17 protein-coding genes and 1 pseudogene are annotated in these 23,442 nt (G+C 68.0%); 7 read left to right on the plus strand and 11 right to left on the minus strand.

Annotated elements, in window-relative coordinates:
• Window positions 1-66: 66 nt before the first annotated feature.
• Window positions 67-2,613, minus strand: coding sequence for a PAS domain-containing sensor histidine kinase (locus ACWPN7_RS23205; RefSeq protein WP_459196451.1), 2,547 nt, complete (start codon window positions 2,611-2,613; stop codon window positions 67-69).
• Window positions 2,610-5,657 (minus strand): chemotaxis protein CheB, encoded by a 3,048-nt coding sequence (locus tag ACWPN7_RS23210; RefSeq protein ID WP_459196452.1) that lies wholly within the window; start codon window positions 5,655-5,657, stop codon window positions 2,610-2,612. Before ACWPN7_RS23210 ends, ACWPN7_RS23205 begins: the two co-directional genes overlap by 4 nt.
• Before the next feature lie 644 nt (window positions 5,658-6,301).
• Between ACWPN7_RS23210 and ACWPN7_RS23215 the strand changes: the two genes are divergently transcribed.
• Entirely contained in the window at window positions 6,302-6,547 is a 246-nt protein-coding gene (locus ACWPN7_RS23215; RefSeq protein ID WP_038527021.1) for a hypothetical protein, read from the plus strand.
• A 98-nt stretch (window positions 6,548-6,645) separates the two neighbouring features.
• Here the strand turns inward: ACWPN7_RS23215 and sppA are convergent, their stop codons facing one another.
• The gene (gene sppA / locus ACWPN7_RS23220) at window positions 6,646-8,397 is read right to left on the minus strand and encodes a signal peptide peptidase SppA (protein ID WP_459196453.1); all 1,752 of its coding nucleotides are present in this window, start codon (window positions 8,395-8,397) and stop codon (window positions 6,646-6,648) included.
• Between the two features lie 58 nt (window positions 8,398-8,455).
• Window positions 8,456-9,028, minus strand: coding sequence for a peroxidase-related enzyme (locus ACWPN7_RS23225; protein ID WP_014240886.1), 573 nt, complete (start codon window positions 9,026-9,028; stop codon window positions 8,456-8,458).
• A 218-nt stretch (window positions 9,029-9,246) separates the two neighbouring features.
• Here ACWPN7_RS23225 and ACWPN7_RS23230 point away from each other — a divergent pair, with 218 nt between their 5' ends.
• Window positions 9,247-10,341: a response regulator gene (locus ACWPN7_RS23230; protein WP_459196454.1), complete on the plus strand. Its 1,095-nt coding sequence runs from the start codon at window positions 9,247-9,249 to the stop codon at window positions 10,339-10,341.
• A 9-nt stretch (window positions 10,342-10,350) separates the two neighbouring features.
• Here the strand turns inward: ACWPN7_RS23230 and ACWPN7_RS23235 are convergent, their stop codons facing one another.
• The 4 genes from ACWPN7_RS23235 to fabI form a co-directional block, all read right to left on the minus strand.
• On the minus strand, window positions 10,351-10,920 hold the full coding sequence (locus tag ACWPN7_RS23235; protein WP_459196455.1) for an invasion associated locus B family protein: 570 nt from the start codon (window positions 10,918-10,920) through the stop codon (window positions 10,351-10,353).
• A 5-nt stretch (window positions 10,921-10,925) separates the two neighbouring features.
• Complete coding sequence (gene aroC, locus ACWPN7_RS23240; protein WP_459196456.1) at window positions 10,926-12,002, minus strand: chorismate synthase; 1,077 nt, start codon at window positions 12,000-12,002, stop codon at window positions 10,926-10,928.
• Between the two features lie 95 nt (window positions 12,003-12,097).
• Window positions 12,098-13,261, minus strand: a complete 1,164-nt coding sequence (locus tag ACWPN7_RS23245; protein ID WP_038527037.1) for a hypothetical protein — start codon at window positions 13,259-13,261, stop codon at window positions 12,098-12,100.
• Between the two features lie 172 nt (window positions 13,262-13,433).
• Window positions 13,434-14,282 (minus strand): enoyl-ACP reductase FabI, encoded by an 849-nt coding sequence (fabI, locus tag ACWPN7_RS23250; RefSeq protein ID WP_014240881.1) that lies wholly within the window; start codon window positions 14,280-14,282, stop codon window positions 13,434-13,436.
• A 136-nt stretch (window positions 14,283-14,418) separates the two neighbouring features.
• Here fabI and ACWPN7_RS23255 point away from each other — a divergent pair, with 136 nt between their 5' ends.
• Entirely contained in the window at window positions 14,419-15,765 is a 1,347-nt protein-coding gene (locus tag ACWPN7_RS23255; protein WP_459196457.1) for a YihY family inner membrane protein, read from the plus strand.
• 34 nt (window positions 15,766-15,799) lie between these two features.
• On the opposite strand, the gene ACWPN7_RS23260 is transcribed toward ACWPN7_RS23255, so the two are convergent.
• Window positions 15,800-16,816 (minus strand): radical SAM/SPASM domain-containing protein, encoded by a 1,017-nt coding sequence (locus tag ACWPN7_RS23260; protein ID WP_456524333.1) that lies wholly within the window; start codon window positions 16,814-16,816, stop codon window positions 15,800-15,802.
• A gap of 137 nt (window positions 16,817-16,953) precedes the next feature.
• On the opposite strand from ACWPN7_RS23260, the gene ACWPN7_RS23265 reads away from it, so the two are divergent.
• The 4 genes from ACWPN7_RS23265 (at window position 16,954) to ACWPN7_RS23280 (ending at window position 19,984) form a co-directional block, all read left to right on the plus strand.
• The gene (locus ACWPN7_RS23265) at window positions 16,954-18,090 is read left to right on the plus strand and encodes a sialidase family protein (protein ID WP_459196458.1); all 1,137 of its coding nucleotides are present in this window, start codon (window positions 16,954-16,956) and stop codon (window positions 18,088-18,090) included.
• 73 nt (window positions 18,091-18,163) lie between these two features.
• Window positions 18,164-19,324, plus strand: a complete 1,161-nt coding sequence (locus ACWPN7_RS23270) for a phosphoserine transaminase (RefSeq protein ID WP_349618657.1) — start codon at window positions 18,164-18,166, stop codon at window positions 19,322-19,324.
• Between the two features lie 53 nt (window positions 19,325-19,377).
• Window positions 19,378-19,650, plus strand: coding sequence for a ribbon-helix-helix domain-containing protein (locus ACWPN7_RS23275; RefSeq protein ID WP_451992382.1), 273 nt, complete (start codon window positions 19,378-19,380; stop codon window positions 19,648-19,650).
• Window positions 19,637-19,984 carry a hypothetical protein gene (locus ACWPN7_RS23280; RefSeq protein ID WP_459196459.1) on the plus strand — a complete coding sequence of 116 codons (348 nt, stop codon included), beginning with the start codon at window positions 19,637-19,639 and terminating at the stop codon, window positions 19,982-19,984. The genes ACWPN7_RS23275 and ACWPN7_RS23280 overlap by 14 nt, the downstream gene beginning before the upstream one ends.
• Before the next feature lie 32 nt (window positions 19,985-20,016).
• Here ACWPN7_RS23280 and ACWPN7_RS23285 read toward each other — a convergent pair.
• A pseudogene (locus tag ACWPN7_RS23285) lies at window positions 20,017-21,409 on the minus strand (TrkH family potassium uptake protein).
• A gap of 206 nt (window positions 21,410-21,615) precedes the next feature.
• Window positions 21,616-23,325, minus strand: coding sequence for a hypothetical protein (locus ACWPN7_RS23290; RefSeq protein ID WP_459196461.1), 1,710 nt, complete (start codon window positions 23,323-23,325; stop codon window positions 21,616-21,618).
• Window positions 23,326-23,442 lie beyond the last annotated feature (117 nt).

A 23,442-nucleotide genomic window follows, 5' to 3' on the forward strand; every position in this document is an offset into this window, starting at 1 on the left:
TGCCGCTTCGCAAAAGGCACCCTCTCCCGCAACGCGGGGGGGCTGGGGAGGGGGCAAAGGCAGCTGCTACGTCGCCTCCGTCTCCACGTCGCGGTGCTCCAGGCTGGCGCGCACCGTGCGGCGCAGGTCGTCGGGCTGGATGGGCTTGTGCAGCAGGGCGCATTGCGCGCCGGCGGCCTCGCGCAGCCGGTCGGAGGAGGTGTCGCCGGTCAGCAGCACCCCCGGCAGGTCGGGTCCGAAGCGTCGGCGCAGCGTGTCCATCAGCATCAGCCCGGTGTCGCCGTCCGGCAGGCGGTAGTCGGTGAGCACGAGGTCGGGCACCAGCGCGCCGTCCACCAGCTCCAGCGCTTCCGCCACCGAACCGGCCTCGGTCACGCGATAGCCCCAGCCCTCCAGCATCAGGGCCAAAGCCATGCGGATCACCGCGTCGTCCTCGACCAGCAGGACGGAGGCGTCGCCGTCCGCCTCGCCACTGCCCGCGGCGGAGTCGTCCGGTGAATCGCCGCAGTGCCGCTCGTCGAGAATGGTCCCCGACGGCAGGGTAACGGCGAAACAGGAGCCCTTGCCCGGCGTCGAGGTCACCTCGATGGTGCCGCCCAGCATGTGGACGAGGCGCCGCGCGATGCTGAGCCCCATGCCCAGCCCTTCCCGCCGGTCGCGGGCGGCGTTGCCGATCTGGTAGAAGTCCTGGAAGATGCGGTCGATCTGGTTCTCCGGAATGCCGATGCCGGTGTCCCACACTTCGAACCGCAGGGCGCCACCGTGCCGCCGCGCCCCGAACAGAATCCGGCCCTGCCGCGTGTAGCGGATGGCGTTGGTCAGCAGGTTGCGCAGCACCCGTTCCAGCAGGCCGCCGTCGGTGCAGACGCCCAGCCGCACCGGCACGGTGCGCAGCGTCAGCCCGGAGGAGGCGGCGACCGCCCGGAACTCCCCGTGCAGCCGCTCCATGATCGTCCCCACCTCGACCGGAGTGCTGTGCGGGGTGACGAGACCGGCCTCCAGCTTGGAAATGTCCAGCAGGCAGTCGAGCAGCCCGCCGAGCGAGGCCACGGTGTCGCGCAGTTGGGTCGCGATGCGCCGCGCGTCCTCGGGGATCGGCTCCTTCAGCAGCAGGCCGGACAGCAGGGTCAGGGCCTGGGCCGGCTGGCGCAGGTCGTGGCTGGCCGCCGCCATGAAACGCTCCTTGGCGTCCAGCGCCACGTTCAGGTCGCGCTCCATCGACTTGATGGCGGAGATGTCGGTGACGCTCGATACCACCGCCTCGGGCCGTCCGTCGGCGCCCGGCACCGGATGGCTGGAAACACGCAGCCAGCGGGTGGGGGCTGCCGCCTCATCGCCCTCGGCGATGCCGACGATCTGCTCGACCACCGGCTTTCCGCTGTCCACCGCCTTGGCGGTGGGCGGCAGTCCGGTCAACCGGGCGCCGTCGGCGCCGATGAAGCGCCGCCTCGCCGCGCGGCCCGTCCGATCACCCGGCTTGCGGCTTTCGAGGGGGCGGGCAAGGGGGTCGAGCAGCACGCCCGTCGGCCCGGACATCAACCGTTCCGCCATGGCGTTGGCCACCATCACCGTGCCGTCCGTCGAGCGCATCACCAGCCCTTCGGACAGCGATTGCACCAGCGTGCGGTGCCGCCGCTCGCTCTCCGCCAGCGCCTGTTCCGCGGCGCGGCGGGCGGTCACGTCGCGGAAGGCCACCACCGCCCCGGTGATCGCGCCGTTCTGGAGGATCGGGGAGACGGTCAGCTCCGCCACGAAATCGTCGGTGCCCTGGCGGCGGAGGCGCCCGTCGGTCACCTGCCGGACCAGCCCGTCGGCCAGCGACAGCGTCAGGGCGCGCCGGCCTTCCTCCTCGGCGTCGCCGCCGATCAGCGCGGTGAAGGAACGGCCGACCAGTTCGCTGGCGCCGAAGCCGGTCATCGACTGGGCTGCGGCGTTCACGAAAGTGACGGCGCCGCGCGCGTCCAGACCGCAGATGCCGTCGGCCACCGCCTGAAGGATGTGGTGGTAGGCGGCACGGGTGCGCTCCGCCTCGTCGCGGGCCTCCTGAAGCTCGCTGACCCAGGCGTTGCGCTCCGTCACGTCGGTGATGGTCAGCAGGACGTCGCCCTTGTCGACGCCGTCCGGCCCGGGTTCCAGTTCGACGACCCGCGCGTCGGTCAGCCCGTCGATGGCGCTGTGGGCGCCGACGAAGGCGTATTCCTGGCGCGTCCATTGCCCGGAATCGCGCAGCCGGGCCAGCGCCGTGAACAGGCGCCCATGGTCCAGCGACTCCACCATCAGGGTCAGCGGGCGGCCCTTCAGCCGGCGCAACGGCAGGCCGAACTGCCGCTCCGCGGCGACGTTGGCCTCGCAGATGATGCCCGCGGCGTTGATGGTGAAGCAGGCCAGCGGCACCGATTGGAACAGCTGGAGATACTGGATGCGCGAGGCTTCCAGCGCCTGCTGGGCGGTGCGCAGCTCCTCGTTCTGGATTTCCAGCTCGGCCTGATGGACGTACAGCTCGTGCAGGACTTCCTTGAGCGTGGTCGCCGAGACCTCCGCCCCTTCGAAGCCGCCCGAATTGAGGGCCTGTTCCGCGCGCTTGCGAAGCCGTTCGTTGCGGAATCCGTTCACGCCGCGCCACCGGTCGCCGGGTCCTTGGCAATGGATGGCCCGGATTTTTTCTGGCCGTTCCGCCGTCCGCTGGCGCGCAGTTCCATCCGCTTCCGGTTGGTGATGTCGATGTGGCTGACCACCGCTCCCCCTGACAATCCGGCCAGACGGCAGGCGTGCATCATGAACCAGCGCTCCTCCTTGTCGGAGTGACAAGGGTATTCGATGGTGAACTGCTCGATGTCGCCGGACAAAATCCGGCGCAGCCCGTCGTTCACGGCACGGGCGATGTCTTCGCCTTCGGTTCCTTCCTCGGCGTTGCACACATCAAGATAATTGGTTCCCGGCCCGCAGCGGTCCAGCGCCGGGGCGCCGTTCTTCTCGCCGAACATGCGCCAGGCGTGGTTGACCATGGTGATGGCGCCATCGGAATCGATGACCGCCACATGCTCGGGCAGGCTGTCCAGCACCGTCTGGAGCCGGTGCTCCGCGGCCTTGGCGGCGGTGACGTCCACGAAGGTGACGACCACACCGGCCACCTGGTTCTTCTCGGTCAGGTACGGGAGGATCCGCGTCTGGATCCAGCGGTCGCCGCGCACCGGGACATGGCGTTCCACCGGCTTGTGGTCGTGGAACACCCGTTCGATGTCCTTGAGGAAATCCGGGTAGTCGATGTTGGTCGACAGATGCGAGATCGACCGCCCGACGTCGCGCGGGATGATGTTGATGAAGCGTGCCGCCGCCGGGGTGAAGCGCCGGATCACCATGCCGCTGTCCAGGAAGACCGTGCCGATCTCGGTCGAGCGCAGCAGGTTGTCCAGGTCGTTGGTGACCTCCGTCAGCTCCTCCACCTTCGCCTGATACTCGGCGTTGACGGAATACAGCTCCTCATTGACCGATTGCAGCTCTTCGTTGGTGCTCTGCAACTCCTCGTTGGAGGCGAGAAGCTCCTCGTTGGTCGCCTGGAGTTCCTCGTTGGCGGTCTCCAGCTCCTCGATGGTGGCCTGGAGATTCTCGCCGCGGGAAACCAGTTCCTGCTCCAGCCCGCGGATGCGCTCCGCGGTGTCGGTGTCGAAGTCGAAGTCGCTGTCCGGCAAGGCCAGCGCCGGGGCGCTGGGGTCGAGCACGATCAGCGCAAAGCGCCGGCCGGTCTTGCGCGCGACGAAGGGCTTCACGCGCAGGCTGACGGCGGGCAACCCCTCGCGGTCCTTCACCGGGATGTTCGACAGGGCGAACTCCTCGCCGGAGCGGAAGGCCCGCGTCAGCGCGGTCCCCACCACCATGGAGACCGAGGAGGGCAGCAGCTTCAGCGCGTTCAGCGTGGCCTCGCCCGGCGGCACCTTCAGGATGGCCGACGCCTCGCCGAACACGTGCATGATGTTCATCTGCTCGTTGACCAGAAGGCTGGGCGGCACATAGGCCCGCATCAGGGTCGAGATCGCCTCGTCGATGGCGGCCCCTTCCTCCTGCGCCTGCGACAAGGTCTCGTCGCCGTGGCGGTGCACCGGAGAAGCGACGGTGGGGACGAGCAGCCGCGACAGCCGGTGGGTCCCGGTGCGCAGGCTCTGGAACAGCTTGTTCCGGCTGTCCAGGACGTGGAATTCCGCCGACAGGTCGCCCAGCGTCTCGCTGGTGCCCAGGAACAGGAAGCCGCTTTGCCGCAGCGCGTACTGGAACAGGCTGAGCACCTTCCGCTGAAGCGGCGAGTCCATATAGATCAGCAGGTTCCGGCAGCTCACCAGATCGATCTTGGTGAAGGGCGGATCGCGCATGATGTTGTGGGCGGCGAAGACCACCATGCGGCGGATGTCGCGCGACACCAGATAATGGTCGCCGCGGGCGGAGAAGTAGCGGGTCAGCCGGTCGTGCGACACGTCCTCCGCGATGGAGCGCGGGTACTCGCCCAGGCTGGCGATTTCGATGCTGTCCTGGTCGATGTCGGTGGCGAAGATCTTGACGTCGAAGGACCGCCCCATCCGTTCCTGCGCCTCGGCGAAGAGGATGGCGATGGAGTAGGCCTCCTCGCCCGTGGCGCAGCCGCAAACCCAGACGCGCACCATGTCGGTGGGGCTGCGCTTGGCCAGCAGGGTGGGGATCACCTTGTCGGCAAGCGACGCGAAGGCCCCCTCGTCGCGGAAGAACCGCGTGACGCCGATCAGCATCTCCTTGTAGAGGCTGACCGTCTCGGCGCTGTTGCGGCGGAGCAGGGCGGCGTAGTCGCTCATCGAGTCGAGGCCGGCGGTGTGCATCCGCCGCTCGATCCGGCGCAGCAGGGTCGCCAGCTTGTAGTGCGAGAAATCCACCCCGGTGACCGAACGGATGGCCGCCACGATCTGCGCCAGGGGGTCGTTGTCGCGCTCCTGCGGCTTGGCCGGGACGGGCAGGTTGCGGGACAGCACCCGGCCGGCGTGTTCGATCAGGCAGCCCGGCAGCTTGTCCGCCGTCTTCACGATGTCCACCTGCCCGGTGGCGATCGCGCTGCGCGGCATGCCGTCGAACTGCGCCGATTCGGGGTCCTGCGCGGCGGCGAAGCCACCCGCCGACTTGATCGCCAGCAGGCCGCGCGTTCCGTCCGACCCGGTGCCGGACAGCACCACGCCCAGCGCCCGCGGCCCCTGGTCCTTGGCGAGAGCGGTGAAGAAGATGTCGATGGGCAGGCTCATGCCCCCGGCGGCGTCCTTGGCGGTCAGGATCAGCCGCCCGTCCTCGATCGACAAATGCTTGGCGGGGGGCAGCAGATAAACGGTGTTGCGCTCAACCGCCATGCCGTCCGCGGCCTGCACCACCGACATGGCGGTGTGCTTGGCCAGCAGATCGACCATCAGACTCTTGTGGACCGGCGAGAGATGCTGGACCACCACATAGGCGAGGTCGCTTTCCCCCGGCACATTGTCGAAAAAGCGCTGGAGCGCCTCCAACCCGCCGGCGGATGCGCCGATGCCGACGATGCAGCAGACCCGATCCCGGCCTTCCGGATAGGGACCATAGACGGAAACCCTGTCCGCGCCCTCATCGGGTGACGTGGGCGCGTCGGCGATGGTGTGATCGTTGTCTTCTGGTTCCACGGAGCACTTCAGGTCTGCGGGAGTAAAGGACGGCCTACTGAATTATTTGCCGTCCGACCGTGACATTCAAACCCTCCCTTGCGCGGCGCCTTGCCTTTTCCGTGCGCGCCGGCGGTTTTGAAACGGCGAAGGGTTCAGCGGCTATATAGGAAGCGTTCCTGCCAGTCAATCCGGGCAATCCGTCCTTCGAAGGAGCGCGCCGTGCCGGCTTTCTAAAGATCAAGCGCGTAGCGCGCCACGCGCTGTCTTCGACGTTGCGCATATGACTAATGGATTTTCAGAGCCGAATTCGATAAGGGCCGATTTCGGCTTTCAGGGATCGTCGAGACGAGACTTTCGAATGTGCAGTGATTTTCCATATCCATTCCTTTTCAATGCCCTGAGCTTGATTGCGTGAATTCATGGCGCGGCGGTGCCTCGTTCCTTTCTCCCGATGCCCCGCTTCATGGCGGGGTTGAAAGATAAAAATCGATGGGATTTGCCACCAGCGCACAGCTTACCCAGAAGGTATGATGTGATACGGGCACAACACTGTGCAGGATCTGTTGCCCCGTTCGCTTATGTCGCTTTACGCGATTGGCGCTTTGCGCAATCTTTAATCCGTAGCCACTAATCACGAGAAACGTAGGAAAGGAGTGCGCCAGATGGAGCGCGAGGACGAATGTGCTCTCGACCGATATATCGCGGCGATTCCGCTTAATCTGAGAGTAGTGGCCAGGGCTGCTTACGAGGAGCTGTCGAACAATCCCTTCCTGCCGGTCTTTTCCAAGGACGAAATCGCGCGGTTGGTCTGCTCGCCAGGATTTCAGAGTTACTTGGAAAGTGAGAACCGGACCAGCGCCGGTTCGCTGATGATGCTCTGTTCGGCGGGGTATGCGACGCGCCATTGACGATGCATTTCTGACGAGACGCAGCCGTCACAACGCGACGCAGCCACTCTTCTGCAGGCCGGCGGTTGTCCCGCCGGCCTGAATTTTGTCCAAACGTTTTACCGTTCGAGGCCCAGCGGCGGCATGCGCGCTTCCACCGCACCGCTGCGGGCCGCCTTCACCAGCGGCGCCAACTCGGCCAGCGCCGGGCGCAACCCGGCCAGCACCGCCACGGCTTCCACCAGATCGCCCTTGCCCGAGGCGAGGTCGAGGATTTCCCGGATCAGCGGCTTCGGGCGCGGATAGCCGGTCACGGTGACCGGAGCATCGGGCGCCAGCTTCGCCGCCTGCTTGGCGAGCGTCAGCGCGGTGGCGACCCCGCCCAGCTCGTCGATCAGCCCGAGAGTCTTGGCCTGGGCGCCGGTCCAGACGCGGCCCTTGGCGGCGTCCCGCGCCTGTTCGGGGGTGAGGTGCCGCGCCTCCGCGACGCGGGACAGGAAGGTGGAATAGCTGCTGTCGATGATGGCGTTCAGCCGCTCTTCCCCGGCAGGGCCGAAGGGGCGGAAGGGCGACCACAGGCCGGCGTTCGGCGCGGTGTCGAGGACGCCCCAATGCACGCCCAGCCGCTCCGACAGGCCGGCGACCGACATCTTGCCGGCGACCACGCCGATGGAGCCGGTCACCGTGGCGGGGGAGGCGACGATGCGGTCGGCGGCCAGCGCGATCCAGTAGCCGCCGGACGCCGCCGTGCCGCCCATGGTGGCGATCACCGGCTTGCCCGACTGCCGGGCCTTGACCAGGGCGCGACGGATCGTCTCGGACGCGGTCACGCTGCCGCCGCCGCTGTCGATGCGGAAGAGGATGGCCTTGACGTCGGGATCGTCCACCGCGTCCTCGACGGCCGCCACGATCGTCTCCGACCCGGCGGTGACCTCGCCCAGGCCGGGTTTGCCGCTGTCGCCGCCGGTGATGGTGCCGGTGGCGTGGATCAGCGCGATGGTCGGGCCGCTGCGGTTGGGCGGGCCGGCGATGCCCAGGTAATCCGCCGCCTCCATGGTGTCGGCGCCGGGTGCCGCTCCGGCGCGGCGCAGTGCCTCCTCCCGCGCCTCGTCGGCGTAGCCCAGCCGGTCGACCAGCTTGGCGTCCACCGCCTCGCGGTCGATCAGGGGCGCGCGGTTCATCGCCGCCTTGACGGCGGCGGGGGGAAGGCGGCGGCTCACCGCCACCCCGTCGACGATCTGGTTGGTCAGGTCGCCGAGCAGGGATTCCATCATCTCGCGGTGGGCGGGCGTGAAGTCCGTCCGCATGACGCTGTCGGCGAGGCTCTTGTACTCCTCGCGCTGGAGAACCTGCGGCTGGATGTCCAGCTTGTCCAGCGCGCCGCGGGCGAAGGGGATCTGGGCGGACAGGCCGGTCAGGCCGAGCAGCCCCAGCGGCTGCATCCACACCTCGTCGAAGGCGCTGGCCAGCAGGTAGGAGCGGTTGCCCGCCCCGGTGTCGCCGTAGGATTCGGCGAAGGCGATGGCGAAGCGGCCCGACGCGCGGAACCGCTCCACCGCCGCCCGCAGCTCCTGCACCTGGGCAAAGCTGGCGCCATCGCCGCCGAAGCGGGCGAGCACGCCCTTCACCCGCGGGTCGGTGCGTCCACGCTCCAGCGCGTCGAGCACCTCCTGGAAGGTCGTCTCGTGGCCGAGGAAGCTGCCCAGCCGGTCCACGCTCCCTTCCGCCAGCGGGTCGCGGAGGTCCAACTCCAGCACCACGGTCTCGGGCAGGGAGGGCTCGTGCCGGACCGCCAGCACGACCCCGGTGACCACGGCGGCCACCACGAGGAAGCCGATGAGGGCGAACAGGCGGACAAAGAACCTCAGCATCCGAAGGGGCTCCGGTGGTTGCGCGGCGTCAACGGTCCAGCGTTTGGCGGTCGGGCGTTTAGCGGTCCTGCTTGTGGTAGTCGCGGTTCGGCATCATGTCCACCGCCGAGGCGACGCGGTTGGACATGTTGTAGAAGGCGGCGGTGTCGGCGATGTCAAAGATGTCCTCTTCGCCGAAGCCGGCGTCGCGCAGCGCCTGTCGGTCCGGCTCGCCCATGGTCCAGGGCTCCTTGGTCAGCTTCCACGCGAAATCGAGCATGGCGCGCTGGCGCGGCTCCAGCTTGGCGGCTCGGTAGTTGAAGGCGAGCATCTCGCCCAGCTCCGGATCGCCGGACAGCTTGCGCACCGCCTGCCCGTGGGCGACGAGGCAGTAGTAGCAATGGTTGGCCGAGGACACGACCACGGCGATCATCTCGCGCTCCAGCTTGGACAGGCCGCTCTCGCCGACCATCAGCTCGTTGTAGAGCTGGGCGAAGGTGCGCAGCTTCTTCGGGCGCAGGCTGTAGGCGCGCAGCACGTTGGGGACGAAGCCCAGCTTCTCCTCGCACTTGGCGAAGAGCGCGGCCATGTCCGGGTCGAGGTCGGGAGTCTCGGGAACGGGCAGGGCCATGACGTGATCGGGCTGCGGCATCGCTGTGGTCTCCTCCGGCGTTTTCGGTTCGTTGCGGTCAATGCTGTTTTGGCCGACAGGGTAGCCGGGCGGCGGCGCTTCGCAAAGCCCCACCTCCGGTCAGGGCGACAGGACGCTTCGCCGGGGAGTTGCAACCCAGCCTTTCCTAAGTTGTGTCTCGCCAAGCGGCCGTTGCCCGTGCGAAGACTGCATCCACTTCCAAAGCAGTGGTTCCGTCGATGAACGATCCGGGTGGCAAAGGCGCGCCCAAGCTCGGCCTCCTCTCGGTTCTGGTGGTCGAGGACAGCGCCTTCATCCGCAACGTGCTGACCGCGACCCTGCGCACCATCGGGGTCGGCGCGGTGCATGCCGAGCCGGGTGGGGCGGAAGCCATCCGCTTCCTGGAGGAGCGCCGTGCCGCCCTGCCGCCCGGCACGGCGCCGGTGGACGTCGTCATCACCGATCTGGTGATGCCGGAGGTGGACGGACTGATGCTGTTGCGCTGGCTGCGCTGCAGCCCGAAATCGCCGGACCGCTTCCTGCCCGTGCTGATGCTGTCCGGCGCCGCCGACCGCCATTATGTGGAGCAGGCGCGCGACCTGGGCGCCACCGACTTCATCGCCAAACCCTTTTCGGCGGCCATCATCGCCAGCCGCCTGCTGGCGGCCATCGCCCGGCCGCGGCGCTTCGTGCTCGCCAAGGGCTACTTCGGACCGGACCGGCGGCGGACGCAACGCCCGGTGGCGATGGATTGCCGGATGACCGGATCCAGGGAAATCCTGGTGGTGCACAGCGCGTCCAAGGCGGCGGGCATCGACCGCTTTCCGGTGATTCATTTCGATCTGCCCAACCGGCTGGGCGCCAAGATGGGCATCGCGCCGAAGGACCCTGTGCCGACGCTTCCCGACGAGGTGCTGGCGGCGGCGGAGGCGGAGATCCAAAACCGGGCGGGCGATTACGCGACCTGGATCGCCGGAGAGGTCGACGAGTTGGCCCGCCGCGTCGATCGGCTGGGCGGGGACTCCGCCGCGGTCCCGGCGCTGATGGCGCAGATCAACCGCTCCGCCCACGAGATGCGCGGGCAGGGCGGCATTTTCGGCTATCCGCTGATCACCCGCATCGCCAAGTCGCTCTACGAGGCGACGCAGGGCGGCTTCCCCGCCGTCACCGGCAACGAGCGCCTGCTGTTGAAGGCCCATGTGGACGCCATCAAGGCGGTGATGGCCGGGCGGATCAACGGCGACGGCGGGGCCATCGGCCAGCAGCTTCTCGCCTCGCTGGACCGCGCCAAGAAAAAATACGCCAAGCCGGAGAGCGAGGGCGATCCGGCCTGAGCGCCGTGTCTATTTCCAGTGTATGCCCGCCTCGCGGCGGATCTCCTCCATGCGCTCCAACGCCGGCTTGAAGCCGGTCAGGGAGAAGCGCACCTCCGCCTTGCCGCCCGCCGGGGCGGAGCCGACGGCGGAAACCTCCTTGCCGGGAGCCAGCCGCTCGACCAGCTTGGCGTTGGTCTCCGGATCGACCACCGCGCAGGTGTTGGTCTCCCACTCGAACCGCTCGCACGGGTATTCGGGACGGAACAGCGCCCGGTCCACCCAAACGCGGACGATCTTCGACAGGTCCATCGCCTGCTCGTCCAGCCGGAAGCGCATCCCCTCCAGCCAGCGCTCGCTGGAGCGCAGCCAGACGAGGCGCGATCGCCGGTCGCTGCCGGGGCGGGAGAGCAGCTCGCATTCGACGCGGCGCGGCTCGCTCCAGACCTGGCAGTAGAGGCGCCAGTCCTTGAAGGTCTCCGCATGCTCGCGGTAGGTCGGGGCCTGGGTCTGGGCCTGGGCGGCGGTGGGAAGGGCGGCGACCAGCAGAAACCCCGCGATCACGCCGCCGCGCCACGCCGCCGTCCTGCGTCCCCGCATCGGGCTCAGCCCCGCGCGTAGGCGCGGTGGCGCAGCAGATGGTCGGCCAGAACGCAGGCCATCATCGCCTCGCCGACCGGGACGGCGCGGATGCCGACGCAGGGGTCGTGTCGGCCCTTGGTCAGGATGTCGGTGTCCTTGCCCTGCAGATCGACCGTCTGGCGCGGGGTGAGGATGGAGCTGGTCGGCTTCACGGCGAAGCGCACCACGACGTCCTGACCGGTGGAGATGCCGCCCAGGATGCCGCCGGCAAGGTTGGACCGGAACTCCGGCTCGCCGTCGGGTCCGGAACGCATCTCGTCGGCATTCTGCTCGCCGGTCAGGGTGGCGGCCTCGAAGCCGTTGCCGATCTCCACGCCCTTGACGGCGTTGATCGTCATCATGGCGCGGGCGAGATCGCCGTCCAGCTTGTCGTAGAGCGGATCGCCCAGCCCGGCGGGCAGGCCGGAGGCCACCAGCTCGACCACCGCGCCGATGGAGGAGCCGCTCTTGCGGATGCCGTCCAGATAGTCGGCCCATTCGGCCGCGGCCTGCGGGTCGGGGCAGAAGAAGGGGTTGTTGTCGACCTCAGTCCAGTCCCAGCGGCTGCGGTCCACCTTGTGCGGGCCGATCTGCACCAGCGCGCCGCGGACGGTCACGCCGTCGCCCAGCACCTTGCGCGCCACGGCACCCGCCGCCACGCGGCAGGCCGTCTCGCGCGCCGAGGAGCGCCCGCCGCCGCGGTAATCGCGGATGCCGTACTTCTTCCAGTAGGTGTAGTCGGCGTGGCCGGGCCGGAACTTGGACGCGATCTCGCTGTAGTCCTTGGACCGCTGGTCGGTGTTCTCGATCATCAGCGAGACCGGCGTGCCGGTGGTCTGCCCTTCGAACACGCCGGACAGGATCCTGACCTGATCGGGCTCCTGGCGCTGCGTGGTGTAGCGCGACTGGCCGGGGCGGCGCTTGTCGAGCCAGGGCTGGATGTCCGCCTCGGTCAGGGAGAGCAGCGACGGGCAGCCGTCCACCACCACGCCAATCGCCGGCCCATGGCTCTCGCCCCAGGTGGTGAAGCGGAAAAGCGTTCCGAAGCTGTTGCCGGCCATGGCGAGGACCCCCGATGCGACGCGATGTTGCCGTACATTGTACGGTGGAGCGCGTTTCTTGCGGCGTTTCGGCCGGCGCGTCAAGCGCGAGGGGCTTAAAAAGCGCCCTTCTGCTCGCGCCGGCGATCGAGTGCCACCTCGAACTGACGCAGCAGCTTGTGCGTGGCTTCGAAGTAGAGCTTGCGCTGCGGGTTGTTCTTCATGCAGCGGGCGTCCAGGTGGGACACGCTGGTCAAGGCGGAGACGCAGTAGCCGAGAAGCCAGTAATGGGAGCGGATCTTGCGCAGATAGTCGCGGAAGGGCTCCGGCTGGCCGGCCATGAAGGCGGAGAAGCTCGCCTCGTAATCGGCGAGAATCTGCCGAATGTCCAGCAGCGTGGTTTCCAGCAGCTTGCCCACCTTTTCGATGTGCATCAGAAGCTGGGTCTCATAGGGCTTGTGCATGCGGATGTCGACCGGGATGCATTCCCGCGACTTCAGCCAGTTCAGGATGATCCGCGCCCGCGGCGCAATGCGGCGAAGCTGGTACTCGTAGAAAGTCGTGCCCTTCCAGGCGCTGAAGATCTGGTCCGCTTCGCTGCGGTCGATGCCGAAGGCCGAGACGAACAGGCCAGCCTCTTCAAGCTCCGGATTCCAGATCGCCTCCAGAAAGCGTTCGATGCTCTGGGCGCCGTTGCCGCCGCCGTCGATGGCCTTGCGCACGATGGGCTCGATGCGCGCCCGGATCAGGCGGCGGAGCTGCTGGTCCTCGGTGTCGCTGATCGCCCAGTGACGCTTGTCCACCGGGACCTTTTCACCTTCGAAGCACGCCTTCAGCAGGAAGGCGTCCAGCGACGGCACGCTGTCGATCAGGGTGAGGGTGCGCAGGTCCGCGGCCGCGGCCTCGCTGTTGGCCTCGCCGATGCCGAACTGTTCGGCCAGAAGGATGTTGCTGTTGCGGGCGCGCAGATAAATGGCGAGGCCGCCCGCTTCGGTGTGTTCGACGCTGTGCGGAATGTAGATGCCGGTTTCGACCGGCCGCGATGCGGCGTCGCCGTCCTCATCCTCGTCGGCGATGGGGTTGGCGTAGTCGTCGGCGTCTTCGTCGAAATTCGGATACTTGAAGAGAATGGCCTTGTTCAACCCACGGGCACGGAACAAGCGGTTTTCTTCGGGAATCTCGCGGGTGATGGTGATCAAATTCATCGAGACGCTGGAGCCGCCGTAGAGAATTTGCTCCAGAATTGGGGACACCGAATCCGATTGACGCCGTGCACGCATCCGACCGTCACCTTCCGCAACCTTCCGTATGTGTGAAGAATAGCGGTATGCTGCGGCGCGCAAAAGTAAGTAATACGACGTTCGGTAAAAAATGTCTCAAATGGGGTAAGGGCGTTTCCGGCGGGCGTTCCGGAACGAGCCGGACGCGCCCGCCGTTGCCATAGGCCTGGGATCAGGCGGGCTTGCCTGCGCCGCCCAGCGACCCCAGAAGCTGCGACACCTCGGCCGCCGCGTCCACCGCGACCATGCCGACGGTGTGGTAGCCTGAGTCGACGTGCATGACCTCGCCGGTCACGCCGGTGCCGAGATCGCTCAGCAGGAACAGGCCGGCGCCGCCGACCTCGCCGATGGTGACGTTGCGCTTCAGCGGGGCGTTCAACTCGTTCCACTTCAGAATGTAGCGGAAGTCACCGATGCCGCTGGCGGCCAGCGTCTTGATCGGACCGGCGGAGATGGCATTGACGCGGATGTCCCGACCGCCCAAATCGACCGCCAGGTAACGCACGCTCGCCTCCAGCGCGGCCTTGGCGACACCCATCACGTTGTAGTGGGGCATCACGCGCTCGGCGCCGTAGTAGGAGAGAGTGAGGAGGCTGCCGCCGTCCTTCATCAGCGGGACGGCGCGCTGCGCCACCGCGGTGAAGGAGTAGCAGGAGATGTCCATCGTGCGCAGGAAGTTGGCCCGCGTCGTGTCGAGGTAGAGGCCGTCCAGCTCGTTCTTGTCGGAAAAAGCGATCGCATGAACCAGGAAGTCCAGCTTGCCCCATTCCTTCTCGATGGCGGCGAAGGTCGCGTCGACGCTGGCCTCGTCGGTGACGTCGCAGGGCAGCAGCAGCGGGGCGTTGACCTGCTCGGCCAGCGGCTTCACACGCTTCAGCAGCGCATCACCCTGATAGGTGAAGGCCAGTTCGGCGCCATGCTGCGCCAGCGTGGAGGCAATTCCCCAGGCGATCGACCGATCGTTCGCCACGCCCATGATCAGGCCGCGCTTGCCGTCCATGAGCGGCTTCGGGTTGGACATCCGTACCTCGTGCATCCAGAGTATGCTTTGAAAAGTGGGCCGCATCCTACACGAAAGACCGGCCCGGTCAAACCAAGGCGGGAGGCGTCCTGTGGCTGAAACCGAAGGCACTTCGAAAGGGGCGTGGAACCCCTTTGTGCGCATTCGGGAAATCGGCGGCTTCATCGCCTATTCCTCCATGCGCTTCTACAACGACAACTGCTTCCAGACCGCGGCCTCGCTGACCTACACCTCGCTGCTGGCGCTGGTGCCGCTGATGACCATCGGCTTCGCGATCTTTTCGGCCTTTCCCGCCTTCAACGCGCTGCAGTCGCGCATCCAGACGCTGCTGTTCAAGAACCTCGTGCCGGAGAACAGCGACGCCATCCTGCAATATCTGGCGGCCTTCATGGCCAACGCCGGGCAGATGCCGGTGTTCGGCATCGTCGGGCTGGCGATGTCCGCCGTTCTGCTGATCTGGACCATCGAAGGGTCCTTCGCCACCGTCTGGCGGGTGCGGGAGCCGCGCTCCTACGTCACCCGCATCCTGTCCTTCTGGGCGGTGGTGTCGCTGAGCCCGCTGTTCGCCGGCGCCAGCCTGTCGCTGTCCAGCACCCTGTGGGCGGTGCTCCAGTTCGCCCATCTGGAGGGCTTCGCCGACCCGCTGGTGGGGATCGGGGCGATCCTGCCCTTCATGCTGCAGCTCGTCGGCTGCACGCTGCTCTACGTCATCATTCCGAACCGGGACGTCGGCTGGATGGACGCCGCCTGCGGCGGGGCGGTCGCCTCGCTGCTGCTGGAGACGTCCAAGGCGGGCTTCGCCATGTACATGAAGGAGTTCCCGGCCTACCAGACCATCTACGGCGCGCTGGCGACCGTGCCGATCTTCCTGTTCTGGCTCTACATCGCCTGGTCGACGGTGCTGTTCGGCGCGGTCATCACCGCCTCGCTGCCCGAATGGCGGGCCGGCAAGATCACCCGCGGCGGGCCGGAGGGGCTGCTGCCCGCCCAGCGGCTGGGTCTGGCGCTGGCCGTCCTGCACGAGCTTCTGGAGGGCACGCGGCTGGGCGTCGGCTTGCGGCGGCGGACGCTGGTCGGGCGCGTGCCGGTCGGCACGGTGCTGATCGACGGCATCCTGGAGCAGCTTCGCGACGCCCATTGGGTGGCCCACACCACGCACAACGCCTGGGTCGTCACCCGCGACCTCAGCGAGGCCACGCTCTACGACCTGATGAAGGCGCTGGGCATCGGCCTGCGCGGCTCCGTCCGCGGGCTGGGCGGGCTGGAGCTGCCCTGGCAGGACCGCACGGCCCAGCTGCTGGAGCAGGCGGAGCGCAACCAGGAGGAGATCCTCGGCGTGCCGATCAAGGACCTGCTGTCCGACCGGCCGCTGGAGACGGGACCGCTCGAATCGGGGGCTCGGGAAGCGGATTCGCAGGATTCCGGGACAGCGGCGGGGGAGGGCTCCGGCGCGGTGCCGTTGCGCGCGAAGCGCTGGCCCTGAAGGCGGGCTCTGAAGGCTGGCCTTGAGCGGGCGCTCAGGCCCGGTACTTGGCGATGAGGTCCGCGGCGAAGCCGTCCAGGTTGTTGTCGGCGGGCAGGGTCTGGACGTAGGAGCAGCCGCGGCAGGCCTCGATCTCGTCGCGGCGGCCCTCCAGATGCTTCAGCCGGAAATCGCGCAGCCGCTCGCCGTTCCAGATGTCGCGCAGCGACTCCTCGACGACGTTGCCGACGATGGTGCCCATGCGCCAGTCGGCGCAGCAAACCGACACCTCGCCATTGAAGTTGATGGCCAGCTTCAGGAAGGGCTCGGAGCAGACCTTGCGGGCGGTGTCGGGGGCGGCGGCGAAGGCGCTCTCCTCGGCCAGCGCTTCGCCGTGCAGGGGATGGACGAACAGGCTGTCGGCGATCGGCGTGAAGGTGTCGATGAAGCTCTGCCGCTCCTCCTCCGTCAGCTCCACGTTGATGATCTTGCAGTGGAGGTGGAAGTCGCGGCCCAGCTCCGTCTTGCGGCGGTAAAGATAGGCCACGTTGTCCACAATGGTCTGGAAGCGGTCGAAGCGCTGGGTGACCCGCTTGTACATGGCGTCGCTGGCGCCGTAGACGGAGACGCGCATGGCGTCCAGCCCGGCGGCCAGCAGGGCGTCCGCCCGCTCCGGCGTCAGCAGGGAGCCGTTGCTGGTCATCTCAACGTGGCGGGCCAGGCCGCGCGATTTCAAAAGGTGGACCATGTGTTCGATCCGCGTGTTCACCAGCGGCTCGCCGTCCTTGTAGAGATGGACGGACTTGATCGGGGCGTCGAATTCGGCGATGTCGTCGGCGATCTTGCGGAACAGGTCGAACTTCATGGCGCCGCGCGGCCGGCCGACTTCCTTCAGCAGCTCCGGGTTGCCGGTGGCGCAGAAGACGCAGCGGAAGTTGCAGCCGTTCGACGGGTCGATCAGCAACGAGAAGGGGGTGGTCAGCGGCAGCACCTGCGACAGGTCGTTGCGGTCGCGGTGGCGGCCGTAGGGGATGTTCGCGGGGGCGGCCGTTTCGGTGCTCACTTCGGTCATGACCTTCGCCGGGCGGGGCTGCGGAAAGCGTGTGACTAGCAAGGGATCACGCGCACCGTAAAGGAATCCTTCATTGCGGCAAACGGACAGTGGCCGGGCGTCCCCAATGCCGCGGGCGCGAGGTGGATTCCAGGGGTATGCTCGACATTCTTTCGCATCGCGTCGTCTACAGCGACCGGCGCTTCTACGCGTCCTTCCCGTCCGCGGCGACGCTGGCCGACGGTGGCGTGCTGGTGGCCTTCCGGCGTGCTCGCGATCACCGCTGGCTGCATGGGGAGCCGGCGGAGGGCAACGGCGACTTCACCAGCGTCGACCATGTGGACTCGCGCTCCCACCTCGTGATCCAGCGCTTCACCCCGGATTTCGAGCCGGAGGGCGCGCCGCAGCCGCTGCCCACCGACCCGGAGGCGGGCGATCAGGACCCCAGCCTTCTGGTTCTGCGCTCGGGGCGGATCGTCCTTGGCAGCTTCGGCTGGTACCCGATGTCGGCGCGCCACGGCCTGCGGCTGCGCGAGAAGGGCGTCCACCTGCTGGGCAACGCCGAGACGTCGGGCACCTTCTTCCTGTTCTGGGGCGGCAGCACCCGCGTCAGCGACGATGGCGGGCGGCACTGGTCGGCGCACCGCTACCTGCCGGAGTTGCCGGACCAGGGGCCGATCCTGCCCGGCCTGCGCCCGATGCTTGGCGGCGCCGTGCGCGGCCGGGCGGTGGAGGCGCCGGACGGCACGCTGCTGATGGCGACCTACACCGGCGGCCCCTACACCAGCTACCTGTTCGCCTCCCGCGACCAGGGGGAAAGCTGGGCGCTGCGCAGCACTATCGCGCGCGATCCGGCGGGACGGGCCGGCTTCTGCGAGACCGCCCTGCACCTGACCGCGGACGGGCAACTGGTCGCCTTCCACCGCACCACCGGGCTGGGCGACCGCCTCGCCACCTCCGTCTCCCACGATCTCGGGGAGAGCTGGGCGCCCTGGATCGAGAGCGCGGTCATCGGGCATCCCTACGACGCCTGCCCGCTGCCGGACGGGCGGCTGTTCGTCGTCTACGGCTACCGCCACCAGCCCTATGGCGTGCGCGCCCGCGTCTGGGACAGCCGGCGGGAGACGCTGGAAAGCGCGCCGGAGATCATCGTCCGCGCCGACGCGCCGTCACCCGACGTCGGCTATCCCTGGGCGACCGTGCTGGCGGACGGGCGGGTGGCGGTCTGCTATTACATCTGCGACGCGGCGGGCACGCGGCACATCCAGGCGACGCTGCTGCGCGTGAGCGGCTGATTGACGGGCTCCCGCGCACCTCCTATCGTCCCCGGCCATACCGCAATCCCATGTTCCGGGGAGTAGAGTGTCCATGAAGCCCGCCCGCCGGCCGTCGAACCCGCTGTTTTCCTCCGGCCCCTGCGCCAAGCGGCCCGGCTGGTCGCTGGACGCCCTGGACGGCGCGCTGCTCGGCCGCTCCCACCGCTCGAAGCCGGGCAAGGCGAAGCTGAAGGAGGTCATCGACCTCACCCGCGCCGTGCTGGCGATCCCCGGCGACTACCGCATCGGCATCGTTCCGGCCTCCGACACCGGGGCGGTGGAGATGGCGCTGTGGAACCTGCTCGGTGAGCGGGGCGTGGACATGGTGGCCTGGGAGAGTTTCGGCAAGGAGTGGGTGACCGACGTCACCAAGCAGCTCCGCCTGTCCGACGTGCGGACCATCCAGGCCCCCTACGGCGCGCTGCCGGACCTGTCGCAGGCCGACTTCAGCCGCGACGTGGTGTTCACCTGGAACGGCACGACGTCGGGCGTGCGGGTGCCGGACGGCAACTGGATTCCGGCGGACCGCGAGGGTCTGTCGATCTGCGACGCGACCTCTGCCGCCTTCGCCATGGACATTCCCTGGAGCAAGATCGACGTCGCCACCTGGTCCTGGCAGAAGGTGCTGGGCGGCGAGGCCGCGCATGGCATGCTGGTGCTCAGCCCGCGCGCCGTGGCGCGGCTGGAGAGCTTCCAGCCCGACCGCCCGTTGCCCAAGATTTTCCGCCTGACCAATGGCGGCAAGCTGATCGAGGGCATCTTCGTCGGCGATACCATCAACACGCCGTCCATGCTCTGTGTGGAGGACGCCATCGACGGGCTGCGCTGGTCGCTGTCGGTCGGCGGCCTGACCCAGCTCATCCGCCGGTCGGAGCAGAACCTGCGCATCGTCTCGGAGTGGGTGGCGGCCTCGACCTGGGCCGGCTTCCTGGGGGACGATCCAGCGACGCGCTCCTGCACCTCGATCTGCCTGCGCTTCACCGACCCCGAGGTGACCGCCCTGACGCCGGAGGCCCAGGCCGACTTCGCCAAGAAGCTCGCGGCACTTCTGGAGAAGGAGGAGGCCGCCTTCGACGCCGGCTCCTACCGCGACGCCCCTCCGGGCCTGCGCCTGTGGGGCGGTGCCACGGTGGAGAACGAGGACATGGAGGCGGTCCTGCCCTGGCTCGACTGGGCCTTCGCCACGATCAAGGCGGAGACCTTCGGGCGCTGAACCTTGACGTTGGTGCTACTGGGTAGTACTTGGTTGGTGAGGGAGGGCAACGCATGACCGTGAAGACCTCGATCTCGCTGACCGACGAACAGGAAGCCTTCGCACGCAGCCTTGTCGAGACCGGGCAGTATCCAAGCCTCAGCGCGGTGCTCCAGCGCGGTCTCGACATGCTTCGGCGCGACACCGAGAGAAGCAACGCCGAGATCGAAGCGCTGCGGATCCTGATCGACCAGCGCCGCGCCGGTGCATTCGTCGATCTTGATGCCGGCGAAGCGGAAACCCGGGCGATGCTGGAGCGCAAGAGGCGTGCGCGTGCGGCTCTATAAGGTCCGCCGTGCGGCATCCGTTACCCGAGACCTCGACCTGATCGAGGATCATTTCGTTCAGGCTTATCGAGACCTGGGTGACGATGGGGAGCGCGCGATGGAACGGGCCGCCGTGCGGATCGGCGACGCCCTTTCCTACATGCGGACCTTCGAGGCCCATCCGCATCGTGGCACCGAGCATCCGGAAATTCGATCCGGCATCCGCACCGTCACCAGTCGAAATTTCATCTTCTATTTCCAAATCGATGAGGGGGTGGTCGAGGTCAGGATTCTCGCCGTCTTCTTTGGTGGGGTGAATCACAGCCAACAGATTCTGGACAGGCTGCGCGGCTGAGTCGTTTCTGCGCGGCCATTTTCATGGCCCGGTCAATCCCGCCAGAAGCTCGGCAGGATCAGCACCAGCACGGTGAAGACCTCCAGCCGACCCAACAGCATGGCGAAGCTCAGCACCCATTTCGCGGCGTCGGGCATGGGGGCCATGGTGCCCGCCGGGCCGACCACCGGCCCCAGCCCCGGCCCGGCGTTCGCCAGTGCGGAGGCGACGGCGCTGGCCGCGCTCAGGTAGTCCACGCCCATTGCGGCGACCAGGAGCGACAGGATGCCGAAGGCCGCCATGAAGGCGAAGGCGAGGTTGATGACCGAGCCGACCACATCCTCGTCCAGCACCTTGCCCTGGTAGAGCGGGACCAGCACGCGGTTCGGCTTCAGCATCCGCTGCATCTGGTTCAGCATCGACAAGGCCAGCACCTGCCAGCGGAAGACCTTGATCGACCCCGCCGTCGATCCGGTGCAGCCGCCGATGAAGTAGAAGAAGAAAAAGGCGACGACGGCGAAGCTGCCCCAGGTCGAATAGTCGGTGGAGACGAAGCCGGTCCCGGTGATGATCGAGGTGACGTTCACCGCCGAATGGCTCAGCGCGTCCCGGAAGGGCAGGCCGACCACCGTGAAGGCCCACACCGTCATGGCGCCCCCGGCCACCAGCAGGATCGCCAGCAGCGCGTTCACCTGGCTGTCGCCGGAGAGCGGCGCGTTGCGCTGGCCGCGCAGCAGGCGGATGTACCAAGTCAGCGGCAAGGCCCCGCAGATCATCGAAACGGTCGCCACCCACAGCACCGCGTGGGAGTCGAACCAGCCGAGCGAGGCGTCCTTGGTCGAGAAGCCGCCGGTGGCGATGGAAGCCATGGCGTGGTTGATCGCGTCGAACCACGTCATGCCGGCCAGATGATAGGCCACCGCCGACAAGATGGTCAGCGCCAGATAGATCATGGCGATGGCGCCGGCGGTGTCCTGCACCGTGGCGAAGGGCTTGTCGCCCTTGTCGGAGGAACTCGGTGCGGAAGAGCTGCATGCCGCCGACCCGCAGGATGGGCAGCACCGCGATCGCCATGACGATGATGCCGACCCCGCCGAACCAGTTCAGCAGCGAGCGCCACAGCAGGACCCCCGGCGGGGCGTCGTCCAGCCCGACGATCACCGTGCCCCCGGTGGTGGAGAGGCCCGACATCGCCTCGTAATAGGCGTCGGTGAAGGACAGGCGGGCGGCGGAGATCATGAAGGGCAGGGCGCCGAAGGTCGCCAGGACGCACCAGGACAGCGTGGTCAGCAGGAAATGCTGCTTCACGGTGAAGCGCGCGTGCTCCTTGCTCGACGTCGCCAGCACCATGCCGCCGCTGACCGCCAGCGTCGCCGCGCTGGAGCCGACGAAGGCCGTCCAGTCGCTGTTGCCCACGGCGGCGTCGGCCAGCGCCGGCACCAGCATGCCGAGCCCCAGGATGGTCAGAAGGATGCCGATGATGTGGAAGACCGGTCCCAGCGCAATTCCATTGCCGACGCCATTGCCCAAGGCTGTGCCCTTCGTCGCCGCGGAGGCCGATGGCGGCCCCCGTCTTTCCCGATGTAATGCGCTGATTATCCAAAGGGGCGGGTGCTGTCCATCGGCATCGGGGCGGTCGGACCGTCCGAGGTTCACACGAAACCGGCTTCTCCCAACATGCGGTAGAACTCCCGCAGGGCGCGCTGCTGCGCCGCCGCGTCGGGCAGGTCCTCCACGTATTTCCGGTCGAATTGCGGTTGGCGAAGATGCTCGACCACGCGGCGCCGGACCATCTCCAGGGCCCGCCGGCTGCGCAGGATTCCCGGCGCGCAGACCTGCAGCAGACGGTTCGCGCGCAGCCGCAGCGCATCGCCGGGATCGTCCAGCCGCTCCACCACCCGGTCCTCGGTGATGTAGGCCACCAGAAGCGCGTCGAGATCGCTGGTCAGGCGGGTCCGCGCATCCTCCGGAAGCGCCGAGTCGGCGGCTTGGCAATAGAGCAGGGTCAGCGCTTCCAGATTGTCGCGCGGCGGCAGGCGGGGGTGGATGAAGCGGCCATAGCCCGCCGGGTTGCCGGTCAGCGCGTGCAGCAGCCGGGCGATGTCCCCGGCGTGCCCATGGCCGAGGTCGGAGTCGGCCAGCGCCAGCAGGAAGCGCACCCGGTCCCGCGCGTCGGGGATGCGGCCGGCCACCTCCGTGATGGCCTGCTTGCGGCCCGGCGCCCCGCCGCCCTCCAGGAAGCGCAGGTAGCGCAGGACCAGCGCCTCGGCCATCGGACCGCCCCCGGCCGGCCCGTCGGGGCCGAGCGTGCGCTTCAGGATCTCCTGGAAGGCGTCCATCTCCAGCGAGGGGTCGGAGCGGTAGAGCGGCTGCGTGCCCTTCAGTTGCCGGCGCACCAGATCCAGGATAACCAGCCGCGTCTGGTCGAGGTCGTGGAAGGCGAGAAGCTCGTTCAGTTGGACGGCACGATCATCCTCCGCCCGTTTGGCCGGGGACAGGCGGCCCCGCGACAGGTCGATCAGGTTGCACAGCGCTTCCGCGAGGCTGCCCTGGACGCCCAGAAGCTCCTGTGCGACGGAGGGGGCGCCCAGGACGTCGGCGATCACCCCGTCGAGCAGCCCCAGCGGGCGGTCGGCCGCGGTCCCGCCCTCCCGCGCCAGTTCCCCCAGGAAGTCCAGCTTGGCCAGCCAGTTGCGCATCTGCACCAGCTCGCGCGACAGGACCACGCAGGCGAGGAAGTCGCGCTCCGCCGCCGGCAGGCTCGAATCCAGCCGGTCGAACATGGGGCGGAAGCCGGTGGCGGCGATGGCCGGCAGGTCCTTGCGCGCGGCGGCGACGCGCGCCCGGTCGGTCAGTTCGTGCATCAGCAGGTTCAGCGCGTCGCGTCGCCCGCGCCCGTCCGTCCCGGCCTTCTCCGCCTGGAGTGCTGCGACCCGCCCGACGGCGGTGGGCACGAGGTTGTCGGTGTTGAGAAGCCGCGCCAGTTCCGCGTGGTTGTGCAGCACTTCGGTCGGGGTGACCACCGCGCGCTCCACGTAATTGCGCAGGACGCGGTTCATCGCCATCCGGCTCTGCACGCCGTAGCAATGGTCGAGCGTGAGGCAGAGCGCCGGCGCCTCGTCGATGGGGGAGGCGGCCACCGTGCGGGAGACCTGACGGAACTCCACATGGACTTCCGTCTCGACATGGCGGCCGTCCGGGCGCCGCCAGTCGCGCACCACCCGCATGCCCTCGACCTTGCCGCCGGACAGCGCCTTGCGGCCGAAGACCAGCGCCTCCGCCTCGGTGTCGAAGCGGCCCTCCAGGACCCAGTGGTCCTGGGCGTAAATCTGCACTTCGTAGCTGGCGGACGCGCGTGCCATGGTGCCATTGCCCCGCTGCTGCCGGCACGGTTCGTACACAGGATGCCGGAGATTTCGCATCAAACTCAACAAAGATTAGATTGGAATGCATTCATGTTTCGAACCGCGCCGAACGGG

This window comes from Azospirillum sp. UENF 312511, from assembly GCF_058780635.1.

Coding starts and splice junctions, on each gene's coding strand:
- ACWPN7_RS23245 (WP_038527037.1), bottom strand. CDS start 13,261: ATGCGTGCACGGCGTCAATCGGATTCGGTGTCCCCAATTCTGGAGCAA.
- ACWPN7_RS23265 (WP_459196458.1), top strand. CDS start 16,954: ATGCTCGACATTCTTTCGCATCGCGTCGTCTACAGCGACCGGCGCTTC.
- fabI (WP_014240881.1), bottom strand. CDS start 14,282: ATGTCCAACCCGAAGCCGCTCATGGACGGCAAGCGCGGCCTGATCATG.
- ACWPN7_RS23230 (WP_459196454.1), top strand. CDS start 9,247: ATGAACGATCCGGGTGGCAAAGGCGCGCCCAAGCTCGGCCTCCTCTCG.
- ACWPN7_RS23290 (WP_459196461.1), bottom strand. CDS start 23,325: ATGGCACGCGCGTCCGCCAGCTACGAAGTGCAGATTTACGCCCAGGAC.
- sppA (WP_459196453.1), bottom strand. CDS start 8,397: ATGCTGAGGTTCTTTGTCCGCCTGTTCGCCCTCATCGGCTTCCTCGTG.
- ACWPN7_RS23215 (WP_038527021.1), top strand. CDS start 6,302: ATGGAGCGCGAGGACGAATGTGCTCTCGACCGATATATCGCGGCGATT.
- ACWPN7_RS23225 (WP_014240886.1), bottom strand. CDS start 9,028: ATGCCGCAGCCCGATCACGTCATGGCCCTGCCCGTTCCCGAGACTCCC.
- ACWPN7_RS23270 (WP_349618657.1), top strand. CDS start 18,164: ATGAAGCCCGCCCGCCGGCCGTCGAACCCGCTGTTTTCCTCCGGCCCC.
- aroC (WP_459196456.1), bottom strand. CDS start 12,002: ATGGCCGGCAACAGCTTCGGAACGCTTTTCCGCTTCACCACCTGGGGC.
- ACWPN7_RS23275 (WP_451992382.1), top strand. CDS start 19,378: ATGACCGTGAAGACCTCGATCTCGCTGACCGACGAACAGGAAGCCTTC.
- ACWPN7_RS23235 (WP_459196455.1), bottom strand. CDS start 10,920: ATGCGGGGACGCAGGACGGCGGCGTGGCGCGGCGGCGTGATCGCGGGG.
- ACWPN7_RS23260 (WP_456524333.1), bottom strand. CDS start 16,816: ATGACCGAAGTGAGCACCGAAACGGCCGCCCCCGCGAACATCCCCTAC.